The organism is Corynebacterium rouxii (assembly GCF_902702935.1).
Lineage (GTDB): Bacteria > Actinomycetota > Actinomycetes > Mycobacteriales > Mycobacteriaceae > Corynebacterium > Corynebacterium rouxii.
Map to the genome: position 1 here is coordinate 772242 of NZ_LR738855.1, position 22042 is coordinate 794283.

Annotated in this window: 23 protein-coding genes and 2 pseudogenes; 14 read left to right on the forward strand and 11 right to left on the reverse strand. The window is 53.6% G+C overall.

Annotated elements, in window-relative coordinates; genetic code table 11:
- Positions 1–111: 111 nt before the first annotated feature.
- Positions 112–1596, forward strand: a complete 1485-nt coding sequence (locus CIP100161_RS03980) for an NAD-dependent succinate-semialdehyde dehydrogenase (protein WP_155872069.1) — start codon at positions 112–114, stop codon at positions 1594–1596.
- Here CIP100161_RS03980 and CIP100161_RS03985 read toward each other — a convergent pair.
- Positions 1593–1907, reverse strand: coding sequence for a chorismate mutase (locus CIP100161_RS03985; RefSeq protein ID WP_003850709.1), 315 nt, complete (start codon positions 1905–1907; stop codon positions 1593–1595). The two genes, CIP100161_RS03980 and CIP100161_RS03985, sit on opposite strands and share 4 nt — an antisense overlap.
- A 98-nt stretch (positions 1908–2005) precedes the next feature.
- Between CIP100161_RS03985 and pcrA the strand changes: the two genes are divergently transcribed.
- The gene (gene pcrA / locus CIP100161_RS03990; RefSeq protein ID WP_155872071.1) at positions 2006–4483 is read left to right on the forward strand and encodes a DNA helicase PcrA; all 2478 of its coding nucleotides are present in this window, start codon (positions 2006–2008) and stop codon (positions 4481–4483) included.
- A 269-nt stretch (positions 4484–4752) separates the two neighbouring features.
- Here pcrA and CIP100161_RS12535 read toward each other — a convergent pair.
- Together CIP100161_RS12535 and CIP100161_RS04000 are read right to left on the reverse strand one after the other, a co-directional pair.
- A pseudogene (locus CIP100161_RS12535) lies at positions 4753–5076 on the reverse strand (IS110 family transposase); the annotation flags it as partial.
- A 263-nt stretch (positions 5077–5339) separates the two neighbouring features.
- Positions 5340–6056, reverse strand: a complete 717-nt coding sequence (locus CIP100161_RS04000) for a M23 family metallopeptidase (RefSeq protein ID WP_166443141.1) — start codon at positions 6054–6056, stop codon at positions 5340–5342.
- Positions 6057–6359: 303 nt separating this feature from the next.
- On the opposite strand from CIP100161_RS04000, the gene CIP100161_RS04005 reads away from it, so the two are divergent.
- From CIP100161_RS04005 to CIP100161_RS04035, 6 genes are all read left to right on the forward strand, one after another.
- Complete coding sequence (locus CIP100161_RS04005) at positions 6360–7904, forward strand: cell division protein PerM (protein ID WP_155872075.1); 1545 nt, start codon at positions 6360–6362, stop codon at positions 7902–7904.
- Between the two features lie 25 nt (positions 7905–7929).
- Positions 7930–8550 (forward strand): phosphoribosylglycinamide formyltransferase, encoded by a 621-nt coding sequence (gene purN / locus CIP100161_RS04010; protein ID WP_155872077.1) that lies wholly within the window; start codon positions 7930–7932, stop codon positions 8548–8550.
- Positions 8543–10120: a bifunctional phosphoribosylaminoimidazolecarboxamide formyltransferase/IMP cyclohydrolase gene (gene purH, locus CIP100161_RS04015; protein WP_155872079.1), complete on the forward strand. Its 1578-nt coding sequence runs from the start codon at positions 8543–8545 to the stop codon at positions 10118–10120. Before purN ends, purH begins: the two co-directional genes overlap by 8 nt.
- Before the next feature lie 466 nt (positions 10121–10586).
- A complete protein-coding gene (locus CIP100161_RS12110) occupies positions 10587–10850 on the forward strand; it encodes a hypothetical protein (protein ID WP_232053084.1) in 264 nt (87 codons plus the stop codon).
- Positions 10851–11006: 156 nt separating this feature from the next.
- Complete coding sequence (locus CIP100161_RS12115) at positions 11007–11399, forward strand: hypothetical protein (protein WP_232053085.1); 393 nt, start codon at positions 11007–11009, stop codon at positions 11397–11399.
- 47 nt (positions 11400–11446) lie between these two features.
- Entirely contained in the window at positions 11447–12280 is an 834-nt protein-coding gene (locus tag CIP100161_RS04035) for an HpcH/HpaI aldolase/citrate lyase family protein (RefSeq protein WP_155872083.1), read from the forward strand.
- Here CIP100161_RS04035 and CIP100161_RS04040 read toward each other — a convergent pair.
- The 6 genes from CIP100161_RS04040 to rpmB all read right to left on the reverse strand — a co-directional run bounded on the left by CIP100161_RS04040 (position 12277) and on the right by rpmB (position 15153).
- Complete coding sequence (locus CIP100161_RS04040; protein WP_155872085.1) at positions 12277–12945, reverse strand: TetR/AcrR family transcriptional regulator; 669 nt, start codon at positions 12943–12945, stop codon at positions 12277–12279. The two genes, CIP100161_RS04035 and CIP100161_RS04040, sit on opposite strands and share 4 nt — an antisense overlap.
- 124 nt (positions 12946–13069) lie before the next feature.
- Positions 13070–13978 carry a putative nucleotidyltransferase substrate binding domain-containing protein gene (locus tag CIP100161_RS04045; protein ID WP_155872087.1) on the reverse strand — a complete coding sequence of 303 codons (909 nt, stop codon included), beginning with the start codon at positions 13976–13978 and terminating at the stop codon, positions 13070–13072.
- Between the two features lie 198 nt (positions 13979–14176).
- Positions 14177–14425, reverse strand: coding sequence for a 30S ribosomal protein S18 (rpsR, locus tag CIP100161_RS04050; protein ID WP_010934614.1), 249 nt, complete (start codon positions 14423–14425; stop codon positions 14177–14179).
- 14 nt (positions 14426–14439) lie between these two features.
- Positions 14440–14745: a 30S ribosomal protein S14 gene (gene rpsN, locus CIP100161_RS04055; protein WP_155872089.1), complete on the reverse strand. Its 306-nt coding sequence runs from the start codon at positions 14743–14745 to the stop codon at positions 14440–14442.
- A 3-nt stretch (positions 14746–14748) separates the two neighbouring features.
- The gene (gene rpmG / locus CIP100161_RS04060; RefSeq protein WP_003850744.1) at positions 14749–14913 is read right to left on the reverse strand and encodes a 50S ribosomal protein L33; all 165 of its coding nucleotides are present in this window, start codon (positions 14911–14913) and stop codon (positions 14749–14751) included.
- Positions 14914–14916: 3 nt separating this feature from the next.
- A complete protein-coding gene (rpmB, locus tag CIP100161_RS04065) occupies positions 14917–15153 on the reverse strand; it encodes a 50S ribosomal protein L28 (protein ID WP_003850745.1) in 237 nt (78 codons plus the stop codon).
- Between the two features lie 469 nt (positions 15154–15622).
- Between rpmB and CIP100161_RS04070 the strand changes: the two genes are divergently transcribed.
- The 6 genes from CIP100161_RS04070 (at position 15623) to CIP100161_RS04095 (ending at position 20536) form a co-directional block, all read left to right on the forward strand.
- Complete coding sequence (locus CIP100161_RS04070; protein WP_003850746.1) at positions 15623–15889, forward strand: type B 50S ribosomal protein L31; 267 nt, start codon at positions 15623–15625, stop codon at positions 15887–15889.
- Positions 15890–15907: 18 nt separating this feature from the next.
- Positions 15908–16081: a 50S ribosomal protein L32 gene (rpmF, locus tag CIP100161_RS04075; RefSeq protein WP_003850747.1), complete on the forward strand. Its 174-nt coding sequence runs from the start codon at positions 15908–15910 to the stop codon at positions 16079–16081.
- Between the two features lie 228 nt (positions 16082–16309).
- Positions 16310–17002: a response regulator transcription factor gene (locus CIP100161_RS04080; RefSeq protein WP_003850748.1), complete on the forward strand. Its 693-nt coding sequence runs from the start codon at positions 16310–16312 to the stop codon at positions 17000–17002.
- On the forward strand, positions 17002–18543 hold the full coding sequence (locus tag CIP100161_RS04085; protein ID WP_155874522.1) for a HAMP domain-containing sensor histidine kinase: 1542 nt from the start codon (positions 17002–17004) through the stop codon (positions 18541–18543). The genes CIP100161_RS04080 and CIP100161_RS04085 overlap by 1 nt, the downstream gene beginning before the upstream one ends.
- Positions 18544–18632: 89 nt before the next feature.
- Complete coding sequence (locus CIP100161_RS04090) at positions 18633–19919, forward strand: S1C family serine protease (protein WP_155872091.1); 1287 nt, start codon at positions 18633–18635, stop codon at positions 19917–19919.
- 38 nt (positions 19920–19957) lie between these two features.
- Positions 19958–20536: a MogA/MoaB family molybdenum cofactor biosynthesis protein gene (locus CIP100161_RS04095; protein WP_155872093.1), complete on the forward strand. Its 579-nt coding sequence runs from the start codon at positions 19958–19960 to the stop codon at positions 20534–20536.
- A gap of 300 nt (positions 20537–20836) precedes the next feature.
- Here the strand turns inward: CIP100161_RS04095 and mscL are convergent, their stop codons facing one another.
- Both mscL and CIP100161_RS04110 read right to left on the reverse strand, forming a co-directional pair.
- Positions 20837–21241 (reverse strand): large conductance mechanosensitive channel protein MscL, encoded by a 405-nt coding sequence (gene mscL, locus CIP100161_RS04105; RefSeq protein WP_155872097.1) that lies wholly within the window; start codon positions 21239–21241, stop codon positions 20837–20839.
- 108 nt (positions 21242–21349) lie between these two features.
- Positions 21350–22032, reverse strand: a pseudogene (locus tag CIP100161_RS04110) (hypothetical protein).
- Between the last annotated feature and the right edge of the window lie 10 nt (positions 22033–22042).

The following is a 22042-nucleotide window of genomic DNA, read 5'->3' on the forward strand; positions in this document are numbered from 1 at the left end:
CTGTCGGATTCCCAACAATACTTTTGATCGGACTTTTGTCACAGCAATCCCAGATACAGCCCGTGACCTGATGGTGGCGCAACCACCGTAGTGCGGTGCATAGTGGGAACTATGACGCACACAACACAAACATTCGATGATCGTATCCACGAACTACTACAACGAATCCCCACGGAGCTTTTTATCGCAGGGCAATTCCAACCTGCCCACAATGGCGCAACACTGAGCGTGACCAATCCCTCCGACGGCTCAGAACTTGCCACAGTGGCGTCGGCAAGCGAAAAAGAGGCACGTGCAGCCCTTGACGCCGCCGAGAAAGCCCAACCAGCGTGGGCTGCAACGCCCGCACGCGAACGCTCAGAAATCCTTCGTCGGGCCTACGACCTAGTCATCGAGCACAAAGACGACCTTGCCCTGATTCAGTCCCTAGAACTAGGACGCGCTTTGCCAGACTCCGAAGCAGAGGTGACCTACGCCGCTGAATTCTTCCGATGGTTCGCAGAAGAAGCAGTAAGGATTCGCGGCGACTACCGCCACAATCCCACGGGAAATGCCCGTATTATTACCCACCAGCAACCAGTGGGCATCTGTCTTGCCATCACCCCATGGAATTTCCCACTTGCCATGGGTGCTCGAAAACTCGCCCCAGCACTAGCAGCAGGCTGCACCATGATCCTGAAACCAGCATCGAAAACCCCACTGACCATGCTGTATCTGGCACAACTGCTAGCAGAAGCAGGAGTTCCACACGGTGTTGTCTCCGTCCTGCCAACCGCCAATGCCAGCGTAGTATCCGACCTATTGCACGATGCACGCATCAGGAAGCTCACGTTTACCGGCTCCACTGCAGTAGGACAAAAACTCGCTGCGATGGCCGCCGAACACAGCGCCGCAGTATCCCTTGAACTTGGAGGAAATGCCCCTTACATCATCTTAGACGACGCTGACATCGACACCGCCGCGCAAGCGGTTGCAGTAGCGAAAATGCGCGGCGCAGGCCAAGTCTGCATTGCAGCTAACCGGTTCCTCGTTCATAGCAGCATCGCGGAGGAATTTACACAACGCGTAGTGGACATCATGCGCGGTTTTACCCAAGGGCCAGCCACCGCGCCGGGCGTAGACTTCGGAGCGCTATCCGGCGATGATCAAGTCGGCACCGTCACATCGCTTGTCGACGACGCTCTTAACCGTGGGGCTACCAAGCTCCTTGGCGAGCTTCCCGACGGACTGCCGGAACACGGCAGCTATTATCCGGCAACGGTACTGGTAGACGTCCCAGAAGAAGCCGATATTCACCGTGAAGAGATCTTCGGTCCCGTTGTCGTTATTTCGACCTTTGACAATGACGATGAAGCAGTCGCACGCGCGAACGACACCAAGTTCGGTCTCGCCGCCTATGTGTTTGGCAGCGACCTCCAACGCGTCTTGAGCGTGGCAGAACGCGTAGATGCTGGAATGATCGCCGTGAACAAAGGCGCGCTGTCTGATCCCGCAGCACCCTTCGGCGGCGTAAAAGAATCGGGTCTTGGTAGAGAAGGCGGCTTCGAAGGAATAGGAGAATTCCTCGAAACCAAGCTCATCTCGCTCCCGCTCTAGCGGGCCTCACCGAGGCGGCCTCGCCCCATGCGGAGCAAGATACCGGCAAGGGCTGGGCCCTCCTCACCGATTTCCTCACGGAACTGGTTAATAATCGCCACCTCGCGGGTATGGACCAAGCGGGTGCCACCGGAACCCATGCGAGTCTTGCCGATGGCTCGAGAGATCTCAGTACGGCGTTTCACCGCAGCAAGGATTTCCTTGTCTAGTCGGTCGATTTCTTCACGGTATTGCTGGATCTCCGCATCAGACAACGGATCGGATGTTCCAGTAGGGAAGCGGACGACAAAATCTCTATCGGCTGTGCTCATGGTTGACCATTGTGCCACCTCGGCATCGTCGCTGCTGAGCCTACAGGTGGGGCGCGGGGGTAAGGAATGTTGAGGGTTCGTTGTAGGTTGGATAGTTGATGAACAACAACGAACCCTTCTCTCAGTCTCCCTTTGGAACCAACGCTGCAGCGGCGTCGTCGAGGAGCATGGCATCGCAAACGAATCCGTTTCTCCGCCAGACTCAGCCCGCATCGCAGTACACCGGTGCAGACCTTACCGAAGGTCTTAATCCGCAGCAGAAAGCAGCAGTGGAGCATTGCGGCTCCCCACTGCTGATCGTTGCAGGTGCTGGATCCGGAAAGACATCAGTGCTGACACGGCGAATTGCCTATTTGATGCGTGTGCGGGGTGTACAACCGCAGAACATCTTGGCAATTACGTTTACCAATAAAGCAGCAGCAGAGATGCGCGAGCGTGTCAGCTCTTTGGTGGGATCGGTAGCCCAACGCATGTGGGTATCGACATTCCACTCCACGTGCGTGCGTATTCTGCGCGAGCAGGCACAGCTCGTGCCAGGCCTGAACACTAACTTCACGATCTACGACTCGGACGATTCCAAACGGTTATTGTCCATGATCTCTAAGGACTTCAGCCTAGATATTAAGAAGTTCACGCCACGGTTGCTCGCAACTGGAATTTCTAATCTTAAAAATGAGCTGATCGACGCTGACCAAGCCTGTGCTGACGCAGAAAGCACGAAGAATCCCTATGAGACAACGATCGCTAACGTTTTTGCCGAATACCAAAAGCGTCTGCGGGCATCTAATGCTGTCGATTTTGATGACCTCATTGGGGAGACAGTACGGATTTTCCGTGAGCACCCGCCGGTTACCGAATACTATCGGCGTAGGTTCCGGCACGTGCTTATCGACGAGTACCAGGACACTAACCACGCGCAGTATGCATTAATTCATGAGCTTGTTGGTAGTGGACCTGATGCTAGCGAGTTATGCGTCGTTGGTGACTCGGACCAGTCAATTTATGCGTTCCGTGGTGCCACAATTCGAAATATTGAGGAATTCGAACGCGATTACCCTAACGCTGAGACGATTCTTCTAGAGCAAAATTACCGTTCCACTCAAATGATTCTTAATGCTGCCAATTCGGTGATCGCTCAAAATGAGAATCGTCGAGAAAAGAAATTATGGACAGCTCTCGGCAGCGGTGATCCCATTGTCGGCTATGTCGCCGACAATGAACACGACGAAGCCCGTTTTATTGCCAATGAGGTAGACGCGTTGGCGGATAAAGGCGTGGCATATTCCGATATTGCTGTCATGTATCGCACGAATAACTCCTCACGTGCAGTAGAAGACGTGTTCATGCGCACCGGAATTCCGTACAAAGTTGTAGGCGGTACACGCTTTTATGAGCGTAAAGAGATTCGCGACATCATCGCCTATCTTCGTCTGATCGATAACCCCGATGACGCGGTGTCTTTGCGGCGCATCATTAATACTCCGCGCCGTGGTATTGGGGACAAAGCCGTGGCATTCCTCTCATTGCATGCTGAAAATAACAACGTGGGATTCCACCAAGCATTGCTGGATGCCATCGACGATAAAGTTTCCATGCTGGGTGCACGTGGTCGAAATGCTGTCACTGGATTTGTTGACATGATGAAGAGGATTCGTGAGGAGGCATCAAACAACGTCAATGAGGTGACCGGAATGCCTGATATCGGAGACATGGTGTCCTACATCTTGGACGTCACCGGATACAAAGCCGAATTAGAAAAGAGCAACGATCCCCAAGACGGTGCAAGGCTCGATAACCTCAACGAATTAGTATCCGTAGCCCGAGAATTCTCCTCAGAAGCTGCCAACCAAGTTGCCTATGAGCGCATGGGGGCTGAGAATCAAGCCCCAGAGTTAAGCGAAGGCGAAGCGGCGCCAGGTAGCCTCATGGCCTTCCTTGAACGAGTGTCGTTGGTGGCCGACGCCGATCAGATCCCAGATAACGAACAAGGCGTGGTCACATTGATGACGCTCCATACCGCAAAGGGCCTTGAATTCCCCGTCGTATTCTTAACCGGTTGGGAAGATGGCCAGTTCCCGCATCTGCGTGCTCTAGGAGATCCTAAGGAGCTGGCGGAGGAGCGTCGACTAGCATATGTGGGTATCACGCGTGCACGCAGAATCCTCTACTTGTCGCGAGCGATGCTTCGTTCTTCGTGGGGAAATCCAGTGACTAACCCTCCGTCACGGTTCTTATCAGAAATACCTGATGACCTAATGGATTGGCGTAGGGAAGAACCGGAAAATTCCTATGACAACAGCTGGGGTATGGGCTACGGTTCGTCTAGTTCGCGTTCTTATGGATCCCAGAATTCTCGCTCTTATAGCTCTCCGCGAACTCCCAAGCTACCTAAGCATTCCAACAAGCCAACAATGGCCCTCAACATTGGTGATCGTGTGAATCACGAAAAGTATGGGCTTGGCACAGTGACCAAGGTAGATAAGATGGCTCCCGCTGATTCTGTCACCATCGACTTTGGTTCGTCAGGAACAGTGCGTCTTATGCTAATCGGGTCCGTGCCCATGGAAAAGCTCTAGGACGTCTTATGGGGGTGTTGCTATTTAGTTAGTCAGGTCCGTGGGTGGAGTTTTCAGGGGTGATCGCGGTGTTTGACTTTGTTTGATTAACGGCACGCTGAGGGGCTGACTGGGGTTTACCCAGTCGGCTTTTGTATCTGTGGTTTTATGCTGCTGCGGTGATCTCCGGTGTGGTTTTGTGGTAGGGCTTTTCGTTGCGTGTTATGGCGTATAAGACGTGGAGCCGTGCTTAGGGGTAAGGCGATGGCTGTGGTGTTGTGTTTTTTGTTTTCTTTGTGGTGCTCCTTTTTCGCAAGAGCATCAGCGGCTGACATCGCAACACCGAGTTCGGCGTATTCCGACCCAGGTATTTGCACTGTTTGGCTGGTAAACGCTGCGAACATGGCATCAACGATGGTTTTTGGATTCCGTGCCCGATGGCGTCTAGCGAAGACGTTGACTCTGGCTTTGCCGAGTCTGCGGATCTTGGTGGGGCCGCCATACTTGGCGAGTAGCTGAAGTATCCATTTGCGGTGGATGACCTGCCCGCGCAGAACTTGTTCGGGCTTAGGATAGGTTGTGGCTAGTGTTGGGTGTATTTGGTTAATTAGTTGGGGTATGTCACTGCCTTCGGCGGCATCACCCCCCGGATCATTTTCTTAACAGGGCGAATAAGAGCCATACCGAAGCCAGCGACTAGTTCCTCCAGTCCCGAAGGGAATGAGGGAACGGAGTAAACATAACCCGCCCCGATTAGGGGACTACGTAATGAATCCTTGGGGCCTTCTGGTGGAACTACTTAGAACGTAATGGGGAGACGTGTGTGGGCGCTTACGAGATAGTCCTGTAAGCGCCCACACAAAAGTATTTAGATTATTTAGATAAAGATATTGCGCTCTGCAAGCCAAGCCTGTGGATCTACGGCATCGCCACCGCCTGGGTGAACTTCAAAGTGGAGGTGAACGCCAGTGGAGAAACCGCGAGTGCCCATGCCTGCGATTTGCTGGCCGGCAGTCACTGTCTGACCAACAGAAACGTTAAGAGTTTCCATGTGGCCATAAACGGTAATAGTGCCGTCTTCGTGACGGATACGGATCCACTGACCATAACCGGATGCTGGGCCGGAATCGATAACAACGCCATCCATGACAGAGTAGATTGGGGTATTCATCGCATTGGCGATGTCAACGCCGGAGTGTAGCGTGCCCCAACGCATACCGAATGGTGAAGTAAGCGTGCCCTCTGCAGGCGTATGAATGCTGATCTTAGGCGTACGAGCTTCGAGATCTTTTTCCGCAACTACTTGGCTGTAATGGATTGCTTTGGAAAGCTGCTGATTCAGATCAGAAGCTGCAGGTTTAAACTCTGCGATGGAAAGAACTTGGGGAGAATCGTTATTGGTCTGTGTGGTGGAATCCGACGCAAGATTGATTTCTACAGTGGAATTGTCGTGCGTAGCGTGTGCAAGGGAAGCGCCGGTAGCGCCTGCACTCGAAACTGCACCTGTAGCCAAAGCGACGACGGCAACGCGGCCTTTAACTGGTGATGCTTGCTTGCGATGCTTACCACCGGTTGTGCGCTGCGTCTGCTGCATGAGGCTCAACTTTCTGTAAAAACTTTGTGTAACGATTCTTAGTTGGCATCTCGGTTCTAGGTTGTTACAACCCATTCGATTTTGTAACCAACTCGTTATGTTCCGAGGGGTAACGATAGCGCGTCGTTACAGTGAGGGCAACCTGTTTTGGGGATTTGAAGAAAAATATGGCGAGTTACATAAAAATTCGGGCCGTGAGATGACTTATGTGGCGCATGTGAATTGCCTAGCGGCGGGGGCAAAAGTATAAAACGCGCGGGTGCTTAGCCACTCGCTGAGTGTAATCGTGGCACAGTTTAAAGGATGAACAAGAAGTCCAGTCCGCAATCGAGTCCTACCCGTCGCCCACGTACGCGTCCCTCGAGTAGTGGAGTACGTCAATCGCCGAAAGACTCTTCTTATTCTGTACAAGGTCCAGGCAGAAAACTGCGTCGTTTTGGGCGGAAAGGTACTGATGAGGCGGTAAAACCGGCTGATCCGACATTTAAGTCTCGGGTGCGGGCCTACTTTCCTATTGTGTTACTGCCGAGCGTGGTGGCCGTAATCGTTATCATCATTGCTTCCCTTGTTGTGCTCTTGGCTACAAATACAACAATGGCAGGGTTATCGGCCACCATCGCAGAAGGTTGGTTAGTGCTCAATCTGGGGCCAGCAACGGGACGGGGTGTGACCATTGGGGCGTTACCTCTGGTACCTGCAATATTTTTTATGTGGGTTGTGTCACAGAGAGTTTTTCGTGCGGTAAAACAACGGGTAAGCCTTGCGGATTTAGCGGTTGTTACGCTCGGTGTTTTAGGCTTCCCTTTACTACTTACTGCTACTGCGTGTGCAATGCTGTATGACGCCTCTTCGGTGTTTGACGTTGCCTCACCTAATGTCGCCATGGCCTTGGCTACTACTTTTCTTGTTCATGGCACAGCATTGGTCATTGGCATGCGGACGCGACTATGGAAGGCGCTTGCACGACGCTACGGGGTAAGCGAAGACGTTGTCGACGCTGCCCGTTTAGCTGCTCGTTTGGTACGAAACTTATTGCTGCTCGCATTGGCCGTATTTGTTGTACTACTGGGATTCCATGCCGCTGACGTGGCGAAATCCTTGGAAGGGTACACCCCGGCTGGAATGCTGGCGGTAATAATCGTTAGTCTGCTCTACCTACCAAATGCTGTCATCGCCGTTCTAGCGGTTCTTTTGGGCGCTTCATTTGAGATTGGCGAAGGTTTTGTTTCGCTCATGGGCGTAGGACTGGTACCTGCGCCAGCGGTACCACTTTTTGCGGCAATTCCTGGGGAAATCTCGCACTATGCCCTTGGAGCTCTGGTGATTCCGTTTGCAGGGGTCGTCGTCACGCTTCGCGGGACGGTAAAACGACCTGCGCATATTCTTCTGACTGCGGCGTGGGCTGCAGTAATTCTAGCGGTGCTGGGTGCTTTAAGCAGTGGTCAGCTGGGTGTTTATGGTTATGTGGGCGTGTTGCTCTGGCTTGCGGTGGCGTTGATGATGGCATGGACGCTTATCTGTGGCTTCGCTATTTTTGCCGTGGAGCTATTCCTCAAAAACCGAGCAGAAGCTTCTGCGGTGATAGCGCACGAGAGCGAAGAAAACGCGCCGGAAGAAGAGGAAGAATTCGAAACGGGCGAGCCTGAAGAAGAACAAGATGTGGTGGAAGCCGAAGAGCCTGAGACCTACGAGCTGGTTGATGACGGCCTAGATAACGCAGAAATGCTCGAGTCTCTTGAGATCAATCCGCCTACTGCCGACGACGAAAATGTCGAAAGTGAAGGGGAAGAAGAGACAGCGCTAAGCGATCAGAAGTCTGATTTGAAGCCAAAGGATGACACGGAATAGGGCATAACGGGCTTGAACCGTTACGATGGTGGCTGTGACGAGTTTATCCAGTACGGAGGAAGCAACACCGATCGTGGTGCTTGCGTCAGGTTCCGGAACCCTCTTGCAGGCCATCATCGACAATCAGGGACGATATCGCGTGGTCGCTGTCGTGGCAGACGTCGAGTGTTTTGCACTCGAACGAGCCAAACAAGCGGGGATACCAACGCACATTGTGCCCTTAGAAAAAGGTGCAGATCGGCATGAATGGAACCTCACCCTCGCACGCACCGTAGAACGCTATGAGCCAACAATCGTAGTCTCCGCTGGATTTATGAAGATCCTCGGCGAAGGATTCCTGCGAACGTTCGAAGGTCGTACCATTAATACGCACCCGGCTTTGCTCCCCGCATTCCCAGGAGCACATGCCGTGCGAGATGCGTTGAACTATGGCGTCAGAGTCACCGGTTCCACTGTTCACTTTGTAGACAGTGGCGTTGACACTGGCGCCATTATTGCGCAACGGCCCGTTTCCATCGAACGGGGAGAAGACGAGTCACATCTTCATGAAAGAATCAAACAAGTTGAGCGCCAGCTCATCGTGTCCGTGTTGAACTCCGCCGTGACGGAGAAAGAATCAGGAGAGGTTTCCTTCACTCATGAGTGATGACCGCAAGCAGATCAAGCGCGCATTAATTAGTGTGTACGACAAGACCGGACTGGAAGATCTGGCCCGTGCCCTCAATGATGCGGGTGTGGAGATCGTTTCCACCGGCTCGACCGCCGCTAAAATCGCTGATCTCGGAGTCCCTGTAACTCCCGTAGAGCAACTCACCGGCTTCCCAGAATGCCTTGAAGGCCGTGTGAAGACCCTACACCCTATGGTTCACGCAGGAATCCTTGCTGACACGCGTAAGGAGGACCATCTCAAGCAACTAGACGAGCTCAACGTAGCGCCGTTCCAGCTCGTGGTCGTCAACCTGTACCCATTCACCCAGACCGTTGCCTCGGGTGCCGATTTCGACGCTTGCGTCGAGCAGATCGACATCGGAGGACCATCCATGGTCCGTGCAGCGGCCAAGAACCACCCATCGGTAGCAGTCGTGGTATCTCCATCTCGTTACTCTGAGGTCATTGCAGCAATTGGCAACGGTGGCTTTACCCGTGCTGAGCGCACGGCTTTGGCTGTCGACGCTTTCCGACACACCGCTTCTTACGACGTCGCCGTAGCAACGTGGATGGGCGAGCAAATCGCGGACGCCGATGAACCATTCGCCGAGTGGATCGGGGCTAGCTACGAACGCGCTAACATCCTGCGTTACGGCGAAAACCCACATCAAGCGGCGGCCCTCTACACTGACCCAGCAGCACCCGCTGGCCTTGCGCAAGCAACGCAGCTACACGGCAAGGAAATGAGCTACAACAACTACACGGACTCCGACGCAGCTTGGCGTGCTGCATGGGATCACGAGCGCCCATGTGTGGCCATCATCAAGCACGCAAACCCCTGCGGTATCGCAGTTTCCGACGTCTCCATTGCTGAAGCTCACCGCACTGCACACGCTTGTGACCCAGTCTCCGCATTTGGCGGCGTGATCGCTTCCAACCGCGAAGTTAGCGTAGATATGGCAAAGCAGGTCTCCGAGATCTTCACCGAGGTCATCATCGCCCCTTCCTACGAAGATGGTGCAGTGGATATTCTTTCGCAGAAGAAGAACATCCGAATCCTTGTGGCTCCTCAGCCACAGCGCGACGAACTCGAACAACGTCAGATTTCCGGTGGCGTCCTTGTTCAGCGACGCGACCTCGTCGATGCCGAAGGTGATAACCCAGCTAACTGGACACTCGCTGCCGGTGAAGCCGCATCTGAGGAATTGCTGGCAGAGCTGGAGTTCGCATGGCGTGCTGTGCGTGCCGTGAAGTCTAACGCTATTTTGCTCGCACAAGGTGGGGCAACGGTAGGTGTTGGCATGGGGCAGGTTAACCGTGTCGACGCAGCCAAGCTTGCTGTCGAGCGCGCTAACTCTCTTGCCGGCGACGAGCAGCGTGCCAATGGGTCGGTTGCAGCATCTGATGCATTCTTCCCATTCGCTGACGGTTTCGAGGTGCTAGCACAAGCTGGTGTTCGTGCTGTGGTTCAGCCTGGTGGATCTATCCGTGATGCTGAAGTGATCGAGGCCGCTAACAAGGCTGGTGTGACCATGTATCTTACAGGTGCACGTCACTTCGCTCACTAATTTCTTATCAACACGCCACGATGCACGACTGCACCGTGGCGTGTTTTTCTACCTACTGGGCTGGTAACCGAAATACTTCTTCAGCATTCGCTGCAAATGTGTACTCCGCATACGTGCCTATAGTCCAGTAACTGGAGGCTATTACGACATGTGGTGTGGTTACAGCGGTGACACCACAACGTGCACTGGCGGCGATAATGCCGTGGTCTATATCAGCTGACCCCTTGAACGACTTTCTGCATCCTTTTTCTATTGCCCCTCTTTCCAATTTTTGGTGATTGTTGCCACCGTGATCTCTCAGCAGCCATCAAATTCTTACGATCCGCAACCCCCGCTGCAGACGCCGATGTCCCTGCATCAATGACAAAACTCCTGCTACAGCAGCTAGCGCACCAGAATTCAAGAAAACGATGCACCTGAGCAGGCGGCTGCGCGTCCCCAATACCCAACACTGCCAGCAGGCGCCATGTCTGCTAATGGCGCAGCAAAAGCTGGAGAACCTGCAGGTAACTTCAACAATGTTTGGATCGGATCGTCAGTAACCAGTCCCCAATATGCTCGTGCGGTTCGTGATGCTTATGCCTCGAACTATGTGGCACCCCAACAGCTCAACGTACCGCCAGCTCCGGCACCTGCCCCTGGGTCGAATGCAACAGTCCTGCCAAGTGATCTTGCTGCGGCCCTAGAAAGCATTGTTACTGATACCCAAAACGAGTTGGGTGGGGTGTAGGTATCGCTATTGCGGGCCCAGAAGGCGTAGTGACGGCCGGCACTCAGGCAGGCGTTCCGGCATGGTCGACCATAAAAGTACCCATCAGTATTGCTGCGTTGCGTGCCAATTCCGGCAACGATGTATTGATGCGCCAAGCTATCACAGTCTCGGATAATGATGCAGCTTGTGCTTTGTGGGATTCGCTTGGTTCCCCACGGGAAAGTTGGGGCTATCCTAGCACAAGGCGGTGATCCGCAAACTCAGGTTAACGATCAGCCTGTCCGGCCTGAATTCAGTGTTTTCGGCCAAACGCAATGGGCGTTAGGGCCTCAGGTAATGTTTGCACGGCATATGGGATGCGTTGCCGGTTCTGGGCCAGTGTTGGATGCCATGGGTGAGATCGCAAGTAGCCAACGCTATGGTTTGGGATCGATTCCTGGTTCTCGTTTTAAAGGCGGGAGGGGGCCTAATCTTGCGGGTTCTTATGACGTACAGCAGCTTCTTACTCGGATGGCGACCAAGCTTGCTAGATTTAATGGAAGTGTTCCGTCAGCGGAATGTGTGTGATCTTTTTGGGCATCATTGGCTAACGGTTCGTCGCTAGAATTGTCGTTATGACGAATCGAGAGCTGACATTACGGCCCGCGGTCCTGTTTGCCCCAGCGAATAGGCCTGAGATTATTCCCAAGGCTGCCGCTCGTGCAGATATGGTCATCCTAGATTTAGAGGATGGGGCGGGCTCTATTGATCGCAACCAAGCGTATGCCAATATTCGTAACGCGGGTTTGGATCCGACAACAACATTTGTTCGGATTGTGGGACCGGAAGATCCTCACCATGCTGCGGATCTCGCGTTTGTTAAGACCACAGAGTATTACAACGTGATCGTGCCGAAGATCGGCGCTGTTCTTCCCGAAGGCCTTGATGGCCTCAATGTTGTACCGATTATTGAAACCCCATTGGCTGTTATCAATATAGCCTCGATTGCTGTGGATCCCCACGTGGTCGGGTTGTACTGGGGTGCCGATGATCTTACGATCGCGCTCGGCGGGTTGTACTCGCGTCGGCGTATCGACGAACCCCAGCCTTCCTCCTACAGGGCACCCATCGAGTATGCACGCGTGCAGACTCTGCTGCACGCTGCTGCGAATGGTAAATGGGCATTGGATGCGGTCTATCAGGATTTCAAAGACCTAGATGGCCTCTATACAGAGGCTTTGGACTCTGCACGTATGGGATTTGCTGCATATCCATGTATTCATCCGAACCAAGTTGATGTGGTTCGGCGGGCTTTCACTCCTAGCGCAGAGCAGTTGGAGTGGGCGCAGCGTATTGCTGAGGAAACGAAAAAACACCCCGGAGCTTTTCAGCTCGACGGGGAGATGGTAGATACGCCGCTTATTGCGTTGGCGCATCGATTGCTGCAGCGCCACGCCGCAGTAGATTAGTCGTTTAGAGTGCGGATCAGGTTCAGTGTCCATTCCACGCGGTCATCGGGCAGTTCCGCACCTACGACAGCGAGTGCGGCGTCGGCAAGCATGATTGCTAGAGCAGGAAGTTCCTCATCGCGCAATGGTTCGGGTACAACACCATCGTTGCTGCGCATTTCAATCACCGATAGTGCGATGTGGAATGGCAGATCTGTACGTGGATCATCGGGGTTGAGGATCTCGGAAGCAATGTTTTTAAACGTCTGGCGTAGCTGATCGCGCTGTGTTTGGTAGGAAGCGAATTCCGCGGAAGCCGCAACCGGTAACTGGTAGAGGCGCCCGACATTCCAACGCGTCGAAAGCAACAGGCGGCATTCTGTGGCCGTTAATGCCCACAAGCGTAACGGTGCTGGTGCCTCATTATCCACGAAGGCCTCTGCAAGAGCAGTTGAAGGCGCCACGGTGGACTGAAGCAGAGTGAGAAAGATTTCCGTCTTGGACGGGAAGTGGTAGTACAGCGAGGCTTGCCGAATTCCTACGGCATCGGCAATTTGATGGGTAGACGTGGTAGCAAAACCTTGTGTAGTAAACAGCTCCGCTGAGGCATCAAGGATTTCCTCACGGGCGGTACTTCCACGTCGCCGAGGACTATTTTTACGGGGACGACCTACAGCTCCTGCCATAACGAGTACCTGCCCCTTTCCTTTCACAAAACCTTAAATATGCGCGCAAAGCGCCATGAACGAATAAATGTTATACGACGTGGGCTCAAAGCCTACTATCGACGGCCACTAAAACCTAGAAACCTTAGGATTTTAGGGGAATGTCATACTGTTGAGCGAGCGCTCGGATGACATCAGAAACCAAACGAGACGATGCGCCGTAGATGCTGCGCTGGATGGCAGGAAGGCTTTCTGCCGTGGCCGCGTGAGAATGCACGCGGTCAGTCCAGCGCCGGAACTGCAACTGTAAACCAGCATCCCATGCTTGGCGCAGGAAGTCAGCTTGCGATGTGGTCAGTATTCCTGCCGCCACAGCAGCTGGGATTCTACGACGCGTGGAAAAGTCCGTGGAGTGAGCTGCCACACCAGCCCAGCGGGCGATTGCAATGATGGGGTAGAGCAGGTCTTTACGGATGTCAACGGCCATGTCGCGTGACGGTAAACCATCGTGGATCCGCAACGTTGGTGGGCGATGTTCGATGGCGTCGATAAGCAGTGGTCTGTGGTCGGGGAGAGCTACTACCTCCTCGAGGCACCACGTTCCAGCATCGGCAAAAACCGCAAGGTCGGATCCTTGTGCTGTGCCAATCATCGATAACCACTCTTGTTTCGTGCGTGCAGTAGGCCCAAGATGGGTGTGTTCGGCGACAAGCCCCACGCTCGTAATCAGGTCAGATACCGGAGTGGTATCTACATGACTTTCTCCGACGGTAAGCCATTTGATTGGTGATGACGGAAGGGCATCGCCGCGTCCGATTGCCCCTGTAAGCACTAGTTGCGCACCGCCAGTCATGTCGGCGATTGCTTCGCTGTGTAAGACATCGGTGACGAGACGGGAAAACCATTCGACGAGTGCTTGTGGGCGTTCGCCGTGATCGATGGCATTACGTACTAGATCTTGGCTTTCGGCGAGGACACCGCGAACAGTGGGGGTGTCTGAGCACTGAGGTGCGAGCTCGGCGAGCTCAGTTAAAGACTCATGCAACAAGGTCACTTGCCTTCCCGTCAGATGAAATATACAAGTACCTAAGCTACCAGCCTCGTGGCGCACGCGGTAAACATGCCACTTACCAGCAGAAAACTATCCAGAATATGACGAAGCACCCATCTCTTTTTACAAGAGTGGGTGCCTTGTGCTGTCATCGCACTTCGAAGTTAACTTTCGAAGGCGTTGTTTGTTCTCCCAGTCGATTTAGCGGCTGGTGAACGGCAGGAGAGCCATCTCGCGGGCGTTCTTCACTGCGGTTGCAACCTGGCGCTGCTGCTGCGGCGTCAGACCGGTTACGCGGCGAGAGCGAATCTTGTGGCGATCGGAGATGAACTGACGAAGGGTGTTGATGTCCTTGTAGTCAACCTTCTCGATGCCTGCGGCCTTAAGAGGGTTCTTCTTGGGGCGGCGGGACTGCTCCATCCGCGCCTTCTTAATGTTATTGCGCTTCATTGAAAACTCCCTGATTACCAGCTGGACTTACGGACGCCCGGAAGCTCACCGCGGTGAGCCATCTCGCGCATGCGGACACGGGAAACACCGAACTTACGTAGGAAGCCACGTGGGCGACCATCGTGGGAGTCACGGTTACGGACGCGAACTGGGGAAGCGTCACGAGGCTGGCGGTTCAGTTCGAACTGTGCATCGAGACGATCCTCATCAGAGGTGTTCGGGTTCTTGATGATTGCCTTGAGCTCGTTACGGCGCTCCGCAAAGCGGGCGACGACTTCCTTGCGCTGCTCATTCTTGGCGATCTTGGACTTCTTAGCCATAGATTAACGCTCCTCGCGGAATTCGACGTGCTTGCGGACTACCGGATCGTACTTCTTCAAAGAAATGCGGTCTGGGTTGTTGCGCTTGTTCTTGCGGGTGACGTAGGTGTAACCGGTGCCAGCCGTAGACTTGAGCTTGATGATTGGGCGGATATCGTTACGTGCCATCTTTTAAATCTTCTCCCCACGTGCGCGAATCTTGGCCACAACGGACTCGATGCCGTCGCGGTCAATGACCTTCAGGCCCTTGGTGGATACGTTCAGGGTGATGGTACGGCCCTCAGAGGGCAGGTAAAACTTACGACGCTGCACGTTGGGGTTCCAACGGCGAGACGTGCGTCGGTGCGAGTGCGAGACAGACTTGCCGTAACCCGGCTGGCGTCCCGTAACCTGGCAAATAGCCGACATAGGTTTCTTTCTCCTAGCCGCCCACATTCAAACCTGCTGCTGCAGTAACAGGGCCACGGTGTGTGGAACTGCCTGTGCTGCAAGTGCTGACGGGGCGATAAACGAACAATTTCGACAACAGCAAGAGACAACCATACCTGTGGTGGGGCGAAAATCCTAATCAATTCCGAAAAAAATTTAGATTTGTTGCGTGTGTTGTCGGAAAATGTCGTGCGAGAAGGTATGTGTGCTGCTCGAATGTGATTCGAGAGGTGGTGAAATACCTCTATATAAAAGTATTGCTAACGCGTCATTTGTTGGGGTGGAGGAGGGGTGGATTTTCTCAAAGGAAGAGTTGGGTGTACACTTTGTCAGGTTGCTTACACTTATATAGTGTCGGCGAGCATCGCGAAACCCAACTCGAGCACGATCTTCACCGTGGTGTGGAGAACCGACTCGAAGTATCAATCCTGAGGGAAATCGAGAGAATATGAAGAAAGATATCCACCCTGATTACCACCCAGTGGTATTCCAGGATGCAGGTACTGGCCACCAGTTCCTCACCAAGTCAACCGCTACCAGTGACCGCACGGTTGCATGGGAAGATGGCAACGAGTACCCACTGATCGTCGTTGACGTTACCAGTGAATCTCACCCATTCTGGACCGGTGCACAGCGTGTCATGGACACCGCAGGCCGTGTTGAGAAGTTCAACCAGCGTTACGGTGCACTCGCTCGCCGTAAGAAGAACAAGTAATAAAGGAGGGAAACAAAAATGGCAGTTCCAAAGCGTCGTATGTCGCGTGCAAACACCCACGCACGTCGTTCCCAGTGGAAGGCAGATAACGTTGCCCTCCAAGAAGTGAAGATCAACGGTCAGACCGTTCGTATCCCACGTCGTCTAGTTAAGGCAGCTCAGCTTGGTCTCGTTGAGGTTGAGCAGTTCTAAGCTCTTGTGGATATGATTCCACTATGAATGAAGGCTGATTTCGGTTAGATCGAAGTCAGCCTTCATTCATTTGTAATTCAGAAGACTTCTTTCGGAGTGTGTTTCGGTTGGCTGCTATTGTCAACATTTAACGCACTATAAAATTGTTGCACTAAATGTAATTATTCATAGCTGACTCTGGGCGTTGCTTGAGGGTCGGTTTCGGCGGGACAAGGCAGAATAGACTGAATGAAGATTGTGGTCGTAGATGATGAGCAGGCGGTGCGCGAGTCGCTTCGTCGTTCGTTGTCCTTTAACGGATATGAAGTGCATCTGGCTCAAGATGGAGTCGAGGCACTTGAAGTAATTGAACGTGAACAACCAGAGCTGGTCATCCTTGATGTAATGATGCCACGCATGGATGGTCTTGAGGTCTGCCGTACCCTGCGCGGTAGCGGTGACGACCGTCCGATCTTGGTTCTGACCGCTCGCGATGGTGTGTCTGATCGTGTTGCCGGCCTTGACGCTGGTGCTGACGACTACCTTCCTAAGCCATTCGCACTTGAGGAGCTACTCGCTCGTGTGCGTTCCTTGCTTCGCCGTGCCGCTGCAGAGTCTGTGGGTTCGGGCAGCCAAGGTGAGCTTTCCTTCGAGGACCTTCGCCTTAACCCAGATACGCGCGACGTCACCCGCGGTGGTCGCCCCATTAGCTTGACGCGTACTGAGTTTGCGCTGCTTCAGTTGCTCATGGCGAATTCTCGTCGCGTACTGTCGCGTGCGTCTATCTTGGAAGAAGTGTGGGGATATGACTTCCCAACTTCTGGAAACGCGCTGGAAGTCTACATTGGCTATTTGCGTCGCAAGACTGAATCAGAAGGGGAGCCACGTTTGATCCATACCGTTCGCGGTGTTGGCTACGTGCTGAGGGAAACTGCGCCGTGATGCTGCGCCGTTTCCGCGAAAGCCTGCCGGGAGGGGCAGGCTTTTTAGGCATGTCTGGGGATGCCCGCACTTCGCACTTTTCGCGTGCGTCGCTTAAATCACGAATCTCGCTGCTTACCGCATCGATGGTGGCAATCGCTGTGGGCATGATGCTTATCGTGTCGTATTGGTCCGTTTCTGGCACGCTGCGTAGTTCGATGGACCGTACTTTGAATGCCAAGGCAACGGCGTTGATTAGTCGGATGGATCAGCCTGATTTTTTCTTCCGTTCTCAGCACGAGATCGACAAGTTTCGTGAGTATAACGCGGATACCCGTATCTCGTTGCGAATGCCTGGCTGGAACTATTCTGTCGGCGATGATTTGCCGACGGTCAAGGGTGGCGGCGACGATGTTGAGGGGTACAGTGCCGCCACGATCAACGGTGAGCGAGTCTTAACTAAGGTGTCGGATTCCGGTGCCACCGTGATTTTGGCGCGTGGAATGGAAGCCACCCACAAGATGATTACCAGCTTGGCGATCACGCTGTTGCTAGTAGCAGGTCTTGGTGTGTTAATGGCGATTGCGACCGGCGTAGCCGTAGCAACAACAGTGCTTCGTCCATTGCAGCGGTTGCGCAACCGAGTTCGTTATATTACGGAAACAGACGATCTCAAACCTATCCAAGTAGACGGTAATGACGAGCTTTCGGAGCTTACGATTCGTTTCAACGAGATGCTTGAGGCGTTACGACGTTCGCGTCAGCGTCAAACCGAGCTCGTCGCCGATGCTGGCCATGAGCTGAAGACGCCTCTTACTTCTATGCGCACCAATATTGAATTGTTGATGATGATGCACAACGCGGATTCTGCTTCGATCAGTGAAGAAGATAAGCAGGCATTGCAGTCTGATGTGATTGCGCAGATGGAGGAGCTTTCCACGCTCATCGGTGATCTCATCGATCTGGCACGCCAAGAAACCTCGGAGAAAACTTTAGAACCCATCGATTTGCTTGATGTGGTCAATTCTTCGGTCGAGCGCGTGCGGCGTCGTCGTCCCGATGTGCGCTTCGAAATCCAGACGATTCCGTGGTACCTCGAAGGCGACAGTTTTGCCTTGGGGCGCGCAATTTTGAACCTCCTTGATAATGCATCAAAGTGGTCACCTGCTGATGGTGTTGTTCGTTTCACCATGCAGGTCGTAGAGCGTGAAGACGGCGATCGCGTCTTGCATATGGACATTTCTGATTCTGGTCCAGGTATTCCGGTCGAAGATCGTGAAAAAGTTTTTGATCGCTTCTATAGATCGGTGAGCGCGCGTTCAACCCCAGGTTCTGGCTTGGGACTTGCCATTGTGCATTCCACGATCGTTCGACACGGGGGAACTGTCACAGCTGGAGAATCCGACGACGGAGGTGCGCGCATGCGCGTCGAGTTGCCAGGATCTGTTACGGATGAAGAACTCCATTCTTCAGCAAAGACTCGTGTGGTTCAGCCAAGCAGCACTGCAGAGCGCCTTGATCTGGCACGCCAACGTCGCGAGGATCGTCGTAACGGCAAATAATACGTTCACAGGAATCTCCCAGCGATTCACGACGCTACCCGCAGTGAGGTTCCAGAACGTCACCAGTATATGGTTCGATAGTATTTACTATGACAAATCCACAGAACCATGATGACGCCCGCACTGCACCCACCACCAATCAGACCGCAGCGTTTGATCGGGTGGAGAATCCTTACGGAAATGCTCACAACGTGCAAGAAGAACAACTAACTGAGCAATCGCAGCCGTTGGGGGCTCAGGAACCCCCGGTACCGCTGGAGCCGGAAACGTCGAAACGCGAAAAGCGACGCGTCAGCATCGGCACCGCTGTTGCTATGACGCTAGTTGCTGCGATTGCTTCCGGCACGTTGACTGGGGTTTATTCCGCAAACCGTGCGGGTAATTCCGGCTCCGCTACTCGCACGCAAGTAGCGGAATCCTTGCGTCAGCCAGTATCTCAAGATCATCCAGCTCCCGTTGAGGGATCGGTTGAAGACGTCGCAGCAAAGGTATTGCCTTCTGTCGTATCGATTTTGGTGTCTACCCGAAACGGCTCCGCTGAAGGGTCTGGCTCCATTATTTCCGAAGACGGCTACGTGATGACCAACAATCACGTGGTGGCAGGGGCTGAGCAGGGGGCAGCACGAGTATCTGTGACTCTGAACGATGGCTCTGAGCATCCTGCTGAACTGATCGCTGGCGACCCAAACACAGACGTTGCAGTGATCAAGATTAAGGACGTCAGTGGCTTGCCTGTCATGAAGTTCGGTGATTCCAACAACCTCACCGTCGGGCAACAAGTGGTGGCCGTGGGTTCGCCGCTGGGGCTTTCCGCTACGGTTACTTCCGGCATCGTGTCAGCGCTGAACCGTCCGGTGCGTGCAGGCGGATCGGAGACCGGCCAATCCTCGCTTATCGACGCCGTCCAAACCGACGCAGCAATCAACCCAGGCAACTCCGGTGGTCCCTTGGTTGATGCCAACGGAGCCCTCATAGGCATGAACTCCGTGATCGCTTCGCTCAGCGCAGGCGGCAAGTCGGAATCTGGATCCATCGGCCTAGGCTTTGCTATCCCTTCCAACTTTGCTCGACGCGTGGCTAGCCAGCTCATTGAGAAGGGCCATGCCACCCAGCCTATGATCGGCATTCAGCTCATCTCGAACGCTAACGCTAAAGGTGCTGTGATTGCCGATGTACAGCCTGATGGCCCCGGTGCTCATGCTGGGCTGCGGGCAGGAGAAGTGATCACTAAGATTAACAACCGCTATGTTGATAGTGCCGATGCTTTGATCGCTGCAGTACGAAGCAGCGATTTTGGTCAAACAGTTAAGCTCACCGTCCGTGGGGAAAACGGCCAAAACGAGCGGCAGGTCGACGTAACCCTCACAGGCGAATAGACTGCTAAAACAAAACATCTATCACGAGAAGAGGCGCTATGGATACCACCCAGATGGATAGCATGTTTGATTATGTCGAACCCGATCCCGAGTTTTTCCGCGCCACTGAAGCAGCAGAGAATAGCTCGACTCTGGAAGGTCCGCGTCGTGCCCTTGCAGTACTCATCCGAGATCATTCTGAAGATGCTGCAGATAACACGGCGACGGTTGTTGCAGAGCTTCTTGGCGAAGGCGGTTTTACCGTCGACGCGGTGGTCGATGTACGTGCGGATCAATACCTCATCCGTCATGCCATCGAAACGGCAGTCGTTGGCGGCGTGGACCTAGTGCTGACTATCGGCGCAACGGGAGTAGGGCCTAGGGATCGCGCCCCTGAAGCGACACGCGAGGTTCTCGACCAAGAAGTGCCAGGTATTGCGCAAGCCATTCGTGCTTCTGGTCTGGCGTGTGGTGTGATCGATGCGTGTACATCGCGTGGCATCTCGGGTGTATCTGCATCGACCGTGGTTGTGAACATGGCAGCATCGCGTTCGGCAATTCGTGATGGAATGGCAACTGTTACGCCCCTTGTTCATCATGTGATCGACCAGCTGCGTGAATACCGTGTTGATGAATGATTCAAGGGGATGACACTTTACAGTGAAAAAATCGCGTAGGAGAGTAGTAAGGCTGTCTGATGCGGAAGATTACGATCGTAGAGCAGATACAGACGAGTTCATCTCAGCTATCCCTGACGTTGTAGTCCCGTTGGAAGACGGAGAAGAAGACCAACTTCAAGGATTAGCTTTTTGGAAGGACCAGATGCCGCCGCATTATGGTGCTTCATAACAAAAAACCGCCTTCTTTCCCTTGCTGCGCCCTAGAAAGGTCGTAACGTCGGGGGAGAGAAGGCGGCTGCTATTTTCCGCTGAAATTAATTACATATTGCGGTTTTTAAGCAGGTCGCGAATTTCTTCCAAGAGTTCTGCTTCGATGGAAGCTGGTGCGTCTTTTTCCTCAACAACGCCCTTGCGGCGTGCTGCCATTTCGTTGAGCTTGTTCATAGGCGCAACGAGGATAAAGTACACAACTGCTGCGATAATCAGGAAGTTCAGTGCAGCGGTGATAACGGCGCCGAAGTCCATGAAGGTAGCGTCGTTGCCAGAGCGCAGGTAGAAGCCTAGACCGGAGACATCAGCGCCGCCAAGGGCAGCGATCATTGGGTTGATCAGATGCTGGGAAAACGCTGTCACGATAGCGGTGAAAGCAGTACCGATAACGACTGCGACGGCGAGTTCGACAACGTTGCCGCGTAGGATAAAGTCTTTAAAGCCTTTGAGCATGGTTTACAACCTCTTTCTATAAATGTGCGCCAGTCATGCTACCGGAATTATTGTTACAGTTCCAATGCAAAACTATTGAGGTATTCTTTTTTCAACAGGCCATTTAATCTACTCCGCCTTTGGTAAGCGCACTCGTGCTCCAGCGATAACAACTGTGAGCGGAATAGCGAGAGATTGGGCGGCAACGATTCGTGCTTGATCAGCTGGAAGTGCGATAAGACAGCGTCAGAACCGTAACTTGAGGTATTTTTCTCTGACACAGGTATAAAAACTATGACGCCACCGGCGGCGACAACATGCGGGTCGTGAGCATCGTTAGCAGCAATAACATCAACCACATCTCCTGGATGCAACACACGCGAGACGGATTGTTCAGCAAGGCGGATAGGGACGATGTTGATGGGTTGGTTTCCGGCGAAAGGCAACTGGTTCCCTACGGAGGAAAGCGTGTGACTGGAATCGAGAAAATCAACCGCCGTGGCGATGCTGCCGGCGGTGTGCGCAGAAATAGTGATGCGCTCGTTGGGGTCTGATGATAAAAGATCGTCAGGGTGCAATGCGTTTTCGGGTACTAAGTGCTCGGGGACGTGGGCGGTGGTGAAATGTGTGCGGTTGACGGCGGTGCCGGCTTGGATGGTAGTGGCGTAGCGCAACACTTCTGTTGTGGATTCGGTGCGGGGAAAAACTGCGAGTGCCACGGCAAGAATGATCAGGCTTAATGCAAGGCTTCGTCGGAGAAATGTTTCTCTGCGCCTTCCTGGAGTGCGCAGGATAGATCTAATGGAGGTCACGTAAGTTTCG